This window comes from Streptomyces mayonensis (assembly GCF_018982965.1).
Lineage (GTDB): Bacteria > Actinomycetota > Actinomycetes > Streptomycetales > Streptomycetaceae > Streptomyces > Streptomyces mayonensis.
The window spans coordinates 1-6,697 of the sequence record NZ_JACBYP010000205.1; the positions used below are offsets into that span (position 1 = coordinate 1).

Below are 6,697 nucleotides of genomic sequence, written 5' to 3' on the forward strand. Positions count from 1 at the left end.
AGACGGGGGCGCGGGGAATCCGGGGCGGGTGCGGTGCCGTCGCCCGGCTCGACGGGCCCGATGCCACCCGTCATGGTGCCGGGCCGCCGGTCCGGGGCGGGCGCGGCTGCATGCGCGTGTGGGGGCGCTGGGCGCTGGGCGAGTACGGGGTGACGACCGGGACCGTGCTGCGGCCGCCGGGCCGGCTGCCCCCGGCGGGCTGCGCGGCGTCGGCCCCGGGCGACCGGGGGCCGGTCAACTCCTCGGTGGAGTCCATCGACTGATGGTCGCTCCGGGGCTCGGCGAGGTCCAGCGTTTCGCCCGCTCCGGGCGTCCCCGGCGGGTGTCGGACGCGCCGCCGGCCGCCGGCCGCTCGCGCCTGTCGGGCGCCGGCCTGCCGGCCGCCGTCCCGTCGGGGGCTCGTGCCCGTCAGCCGGTCGCGCCCGCCCGGGCCGCGTCGCCGGGGTTCGCGTCCCGCAGCAGGCAGGTCAGGCGGGCGGTGCACACCCGGCGGTCCTGCTCGTCGCTGATGACGATCTCGTACGTGGCCGTCGACCGGCCCCGGTGCACCGGCGTGGCCACCCCGGTGACCAGGCCGGAACGCGCCCCGCGGTGGTGCGTGCAGTTCAGGTCGACGCCGACGGCGATCTTCGAGCTGCCGCCGTGCAGCATCGAGCCGACGGAGCCGAGCGTCTCGGCCAGCACGGCCGAGGCGCCGCCGTGCAGCAGACCGTAGGGCTGGGTGTTGCCCTCCACGGGCATGGTGCCCACGACCCGGTCGGCGGACGCCTCGACGATCTGCACGCCCATGCGCGTCCCCAGGTGCCCGGCCGAGAACATCGCGACCAGGTCGACGCCGAGCGCGGCGTACTCGTCGATGACTTCCTGCGGGAACTGCACCTGCTGCTGCTCGCCCATGGGCCGGCTCCGTCTCGTCGCTCGTCTGGCTGCTCCGCACGCCGGCCGGGGCGGCCGTCGGCTCGGCTGAGCAAACGCTCAGTCGGTCGCCGATTGTTCCAGACGGACGACCACGGACTTGCTGGCCGGGGTGTTGCTGGTGTCCGCGGTGGCGTCCAGCGGCACCAGGACATTGGTCTCCGGGTAGTACGCCGCCGCGCAGCCCCGGGCCGTCGGGTAGTGCACGACGCGGAAACCGGGTGCCCGGCGCTCCACCCCGTCGCGCCACTCGCTGACCAGGTCGACGTACGAGCCGTCCGCCACGTCCAGCTTCCGGGCGTCCTCCGGGTTGACCAGGACGACCCGGCGGCCGTTCCTGATGCCGCGGTAGCGGTCGTCCAGGCCGTAGATCGTGGTGTTGTACTGGTCGTGCGAGCGCAGCGTCTGCAGCAGCAGCCGTCCCTCGGGCAGCTCGGGGTACTCCACGGGCGCCGCGGTGAAGTTGGCCTTGCCGGTGGCCGTGGGGAAGCGGCGCTCGTCGCGCGGGGCGTGGGGCAGCGCGAAGCCGCCGGGGTGCGCCACGCGCGCGTTGAAGTCCTCGAAGCCCGGCACGACACGCCCGATGCGGTCGCGGACCGTCGCGTAGTCCTTCTCGAACTCCTCCCACGGCGTGCGGCTCTCCTCGCCCAGCACCCGGCGTGCCAGCCGGCACACGATGGCGGGCTCGGACAGCAGCTGTGCGCTCGCGGGCCGCAGCCGGCCGCGCGAGGCGTGCACCATGCCCATGGAGTCCTCGACGGTCACGAACTGCTCGCCGCCGCCCTGGAGATCGCGTTCGGTGCGGCCGAGCGTCGGCAGGATCAGGGCTCGCGCGCCGGTGACCGCGTGCGAGCGGTTCAGCTTCGTCGACACGTGCACGGTGAGCCGTGCGCGGCGCATGGCCGCCTCGGTGACCTCCGTGTCGGGCGAGGCGGAGACGAAGTTGCCGCCCATGGCGAAGAAGACCTTCGCCTCGCCGTCGCGCAGCGCGCGGATGGCGCGTACGACGTCGTAGCCGTGCTCGCGCGGCGGGGCGAAGCCGAACTCCTTCTCCAGGGCGTCCAGGAAGGCGGGCGCCGGCCGTTCGAAGATGCCCATCGTGCGGTCGCCCTGCACGTTGGAGTGGCCGCGCACCGGGCAGACGCCGGCGCCCGGGCGGCCGATGTTGCCGCGCAGCAGCAGGAAGTTGACGACCTCGCGGATCGTGGGCACCGAGTGCTTGTGCTGGGTCAGGCCCATCGCCCAGCACACGATGGTCCGCTTCGAGGCGAGCACCATGCGCAGCGTCTCCTCGATCTCCGCGCGCGTGAGGCCGGTCGCCGCGAGGGTCTCGTCCCAGTCGGCGGCGCGGGCGGCCTCGGCGAACTCCTCGTACCCGTGCGTGTGCTCCTCGACGAAGGCGTCGTCGACGGCGCCCTCGGTCTCCAGGATCAGCTTGTTCAGCAGCCGGAACAGGGCCTGGTCGCCGCCGAGGCGGATCTGCAGGAACAGGTCGGTGAGCGCGGCGCCCGCGGTGAGCCCCTTGGGGGTCTGCGGGTTCTTGAAGCGTTCCAGGCCGGCTTCGGGCAGCGGGTTGACGCTGATGATCCGCGCGCCGTTCGCCTTGGCCTTCTCCAGGGCCGAGAGCATCCGCGGGTGGTTGGTGCCCGGGTTCTGGCCCGCCACGATGATCAGGTCGGACTTGTACAGGTCCTCGAGCAGGACGCTGCCCTTGCCGATGCCGATGGTCTCGGACAGCGCCGAACCGGACGACTCGTGGCACATGTTGGAGCAGTCCGGCAGGTTGTTCGTCCCCAGTTCGCGTGCGAAGAGCTGGTAGAGGAACGCCGCCTCGTTGCTGGTGCGGCCCGAGGTGTAGAAGACCGACTCGTCGGGCGAGTCCAGCGCGGCGATCTCCTCCGCGACGATGTCGAAGGCGCGCTCCCAGGTGACCGGTTCGTAGTGCTCGCCGCCCTCCGGCAGGTACACCGGGTGGGTGAGGCGGCCCTGCTGGCCCAGCCAGTAGCCGCTGCGGGTCGCGAGGTCGGCCACGGGGTGCTCGGCGAAGAACTCCGGCGTGACGCGGCGCAGGGTGGCCTCCTCGGCCACGGCCTTCGCGCCGTTCTCGCAGAACTCCGCCTTGTGCCGGTGGTCGCCCTCCGGCCAGGCGCAGCCCGGGCAGTCGAAGCCGTTCTTCTGGTTGACACTCAGCAGTGTCAGCGCGGTCCGCTTCACGCCCATCTGCCGCTGCGCGATGCGCAGTGTGTGGCCGATGGCCGGGATGCCCGCCGCCGCATGCTGGGGCTCCGAGACCTGCGGTGCGTCCTGGACCGGATCACCCTTGGGCGGCTTGGTCGCCATCGCGCGCTCCTTCGCTTACGCGTGTGAAGTACGTCTCCGATCCTCGCACGCCCGACCGACAACGGGACCGGCCGGGCCGGGGAAGACCGTGCGGAGCGTGCGCACCCCACGGAGGAAGTGTGCGCAAGCGTGCGGAATTCCGGCGCGGGGCCGGGCGCGGGAGCATGCGGCGGGGCACGCGGCGGCGAGGGCGGGACCGGCTGTCAGTGGTCCGTGGCAGGATCGGGGTTGTGGCGAAGACAGCATCGAAGAAGACCGACAGCACCTCCGGCGACCGTCCGCGGCTGATGCTCATGGACGGGCACTCGCTGGCCTACCGCGCGTTCTTCGCGCTGCCCGCGGAGAACTTCACGACCGCGACGGGCCAGCCGACCAACGCGATCTACGGCTTCGCGTCGATGCTGGCCAACACCCTGCGTGACGAGGCGCCCACGCACTTCGCGGTGGCGTTCGACGTCTCCCGCAAGACCTGGCGGTCCGAGGAGTTCACCGAGTACAAGGCGAACCGGTCCAAGACCCCCGACGAGTTCAAGGGCCAGGTCGAGCTGATCGGCGAGCTGCTCGACTCCATGAACGTCACGCGTTTCGCCGTCGAGGGCTTCGAGGCGGACGACGTCATCGCCACCCTGGCCACCCAGGCCGAGGCCGAGGGCTTCGACGTCCTGATCGTGACCGGCGACCGGGACTCCTTCCAGCTCGTCAGCGAGCACACCACGGTCCTGTACCCGACCAAGGGCGTCTCCGAGCTGACCCGCTTCACGCCGGAGAAGGTCTTCGAGAAGTACGGACTGACCCCCGCCCAGTACCCCGACTTCGCGGCCCTGCGCGGCGACCCGTCCGACAACCTGCCGGGCATCCCGGGCGTCGGCGAGAAGACCGCCGCGAAGTGGATCAACCAGTTCGGTTCCTTCGCGGACCTCGTCGAGCGCGTCGACGAGGTCAAGGGCAAGGCCGGGCAGAATCTCCGCGACCACCTGGAGTCCGTCAAGCTGAACCGGCGGCTCACCGAGCTGGAGCGGCACGTCGAGCTGTCCAAGACGGTCACCGAGCTGGAGCGGCCCGCGTACGACCGCAAGGGCGTCGCGGTGATCCTGGACACCCTGGAGATCCGCAACCCGTCCCTGCGCGAGCGGCTCTACGCCGTGGACCCGGGCGCCGAGGAGGCCGAGGCCACGCCGGTGGTCGAGGACGGTGTGGAGCTGGACGGCACCGTGCTGGGCACGGGTGAGCTGGCCGGCTGGCTCGCCGAACACGGCGCGCAGCCGCTCGGTGTGGCCACGGTCGACACCTGGGCCCTGGGCACCGGCTCGGTGGCCGAGGTCGCGCTCGCCGCTGCCGACGGCAAGGCCGCCTGGTTCGACCCGGCGGAGACCGACGAGGCCGACGAGGCGGCGTTCACGGCCTGGCTCGCCGACCCGGACCGGACGAAGGTCCTCCACAACGCCAAGGGCGCGATGCGCGTCTTCGCCGAGCACGGCTGGCGCATCGCCGGCGTGGACATGGACACCGCGCTCGCCGCCTATCTGGTCAAGCCGGGCCGTCGCTCCTTCGACCTGGACGCGCTGTCCCTGGAGTACCTGCACCGCGAGCTGGCCCCCGCCGCCGCGGCCGACGGCCAGCTCGCCTTCGGCGCGGACGAGGGCGCCGAGGCCGAGGCGCTGATGGTGCAGGCCCGCGCGATCCTCGACCTGGGCGAGGCCTTCGAGGGCCGCCTGGCCGACGTCGGCGCCGCCGACCTGCTGCGCGACGTGGAGCTGCCCACCTCCGCACTGCTCGCCCGCATGGAGCGGCACGGCATCGCGGCCGACCGGACCCATCTGGAGGCCATGGAGCAGATGTTCGCGGGTGCCGTCCAGCAGGCGGTGAAGGAGGCGCACGCGGCGGCCGGACACGAGTTCAACCTGGGCTCGCCCAAGCAGCTGCAGGAAGTCCTCTTCAACGAGCTGAACCTGCCCAAGACCAAGAAGACCAAGACCGGCTACACCACTGACGCCGACGCCCTCGCCTGGCTCGCGGCCCAGACGGAGAACGAACTGCCGGTGATCATGCTCCGCCACCGCGAGCAGGCCAAGCTGCGCGTCACGGTCGAGGGCCTGATCAAGACCATCGCCGCGGACGGCCGCATCCACACCACGTTCAACCAGACCGTCGCCGCGACCGGCCGCCTCTCCTCCACGGACCCGAACCTGCAGAACATCCCGGTCCGCACCGACGAGGGCCGCGCGATCCGCCGCGGCTTCGTGGTCGGCGAGGGATTCGAGTCCCTGATGACCGCCGACTACAGCCAGATCGAGCTGCGCGTGATGGCCCACCTCTCCGAGGACGCGGGCCTGACCGAGGCCTTCACGTCCGGTGAGGACCTGCACACCACCGCCGCCGCCCAGGTCTTCTCCGTCGAGCAGTCGGCGGTCGACGCGGAGATGCGCCGCAAGATCAAGGCCATGTCCTACGGCCTGGCGTACGGCCTGTCGGCCTTCGGTCTCTCCCAGCAGCTGAACATCGAGGCGGCCGAGGCCCGCGGCCTGATGGACGCCTACTTCGAACGCTTCGGCGGCGTACGGGACTACCTGCGCCGGGTCGTCGACGAGGCACGGGCCACCGGCTACACGGCGACCCTCTTCGGCCGCCGCCGCTACCTGCCCGACCTCAACAGCGACAACCGCCAGCGCCGCGAGGCGGCCGAGCGCATGGCCCTGAACGCGCCGATCCAGGGCACGGCGGCCGACATCGTGAAGATCGCCATGCTGAACGTGGACAGGGCGCTGCGCGAGGCCGGCCTCACCTCCCGGATGCTTCTCCAGGTCCACGACGAAATCGTCCTGGAGATCGCCCCGGGCGAGCGCGCGGCCGCGGAGGAACTGGTCCGCCGCGAAATGGCCGACGCGGTCCGGCTGAGAGTCCCCCTGGGCGTCTCGGTAGGCGCAGGCCCGGACTGGGAGTCGGCAGCACACTAGCCTCCGGCGCGCCGGCACCACGGGGACGCCGCCCGTGCGCCCCAGCTGCGACCTGCTGCTCCCACCACGCCGTGGGCCTCACCTGTGCCACCCCAGCCGCGGGCGATCGTGCCGCCCCGCCGCGGCCATAGGCTGTGGGCAGCCGTGCGCTGGGGTGGCACGGGTGAGCGCCGGGGGTGCCCCCTCCGGGGGAGGCACCCCGCCGGCGCCGGGCAGCGCGCCCCACCCCCGGCCCGCACCGGGCGGCGGTGCCCCGTGAGCGCGGGGCTGGGGGATGGCTGCCTCGGTCCGCGCCGGGCGGCGGTACCGCGTAAGCGCGGGGCTGGGGGATGGCTGCCTCGGTCCGCGCCGGGCGGCGGTGCCCCGTGAGCGCGGGGCTGGGCGACGCCCCCGGCCCACGCCGGGCAGCGGCACCGCGCGACGCCGGGTCACACCCCCACCCCGCCCACGCCGGGTCACCGCAAAGGCACCGGACCACGCAGCCCAAC

General features: G+C 72.8%; 4 protein-coding genes. 2 read left to right on the forward strand and 2 right to left on the reverse strand.

What is annotated here, in order from left to right; translation table 11 throughout:
- The coding region (locus HZS56_RS36805; RefSeq protein ID WP_216725163.1) for a hypothetical protein at nucleotides 1-263 on the forward strand (263 nt) is incomplete at its 5' end.
- Between the two features lie 145 nt (nucleotides 264-408).
- On the opposite strand, the gene HZS56_RS36810 is transcribed toward HZS56_RS36805, so the two are convergent.
- Together HZS56_RS36810 and HZS56_RS36815 are read right to left on the reverse strand one after the other, a co-directional pair.
- Complete coding sequence (locus HZS56_RS36810; RefSeq protein ID WP_216725164.1) at nucleotides 409-897, reverse strand: PaaI family thioesterase; 489 nt, start codon at nucleotides 895-897, stop codon at nucleotides 409-411.
- Nucleotides 898-975: 78 nt separating this feature from the next.
- Complete coding sequence (locus HZS56_RS36815; protein ID WP_216725165.1) at nucleotides 976-3,255, reverse strand: FdhF/YdeP family oxidoreductase; 2,280 nt, start codon at nucleotides 3,253-3,255, stop codon at nucleotides 976-978.
- 230 nt (nucleotides 3,256-3,485) lie between these two features.
- On the opposite strand from HZS56_RS36815, the gene polA reads away from it, so the two are divergent.
- Nucleotides 3,486-6,209 (forward strand): DNA polymerase I, encoded by a 2,724-nt coding sequence (gene polA / locus HZS56_RS36820; RefSeq protein ID WP_216725166.1) that lies wholly within the window; start codon nucleotides 3,486-3,488, stop codon nucleotides 6,207-6,209.
- The last annotated feature ends 488 nt before the right edge of the window (nucleotides 6,210-6,697 follow it).

Bases quoted from the DNA above. Each gene is read 5' to 3' on its own strand.
- HZS56_RS36810 (WP_216725164.1), bottom strand. From the start codon at position 897: ATGGGCGAGCAGCAGCAGGTGCAGTTCCCGCAGGAAGTCATCGACGAG.
- HZS56_RS36815 (WP_216725165.1), bottom strand. From the start codon at position 3,255: ATGGCGACCAAGCCGCCCAAGGGTGATCCGGTCCAGGACGCACCGCAG.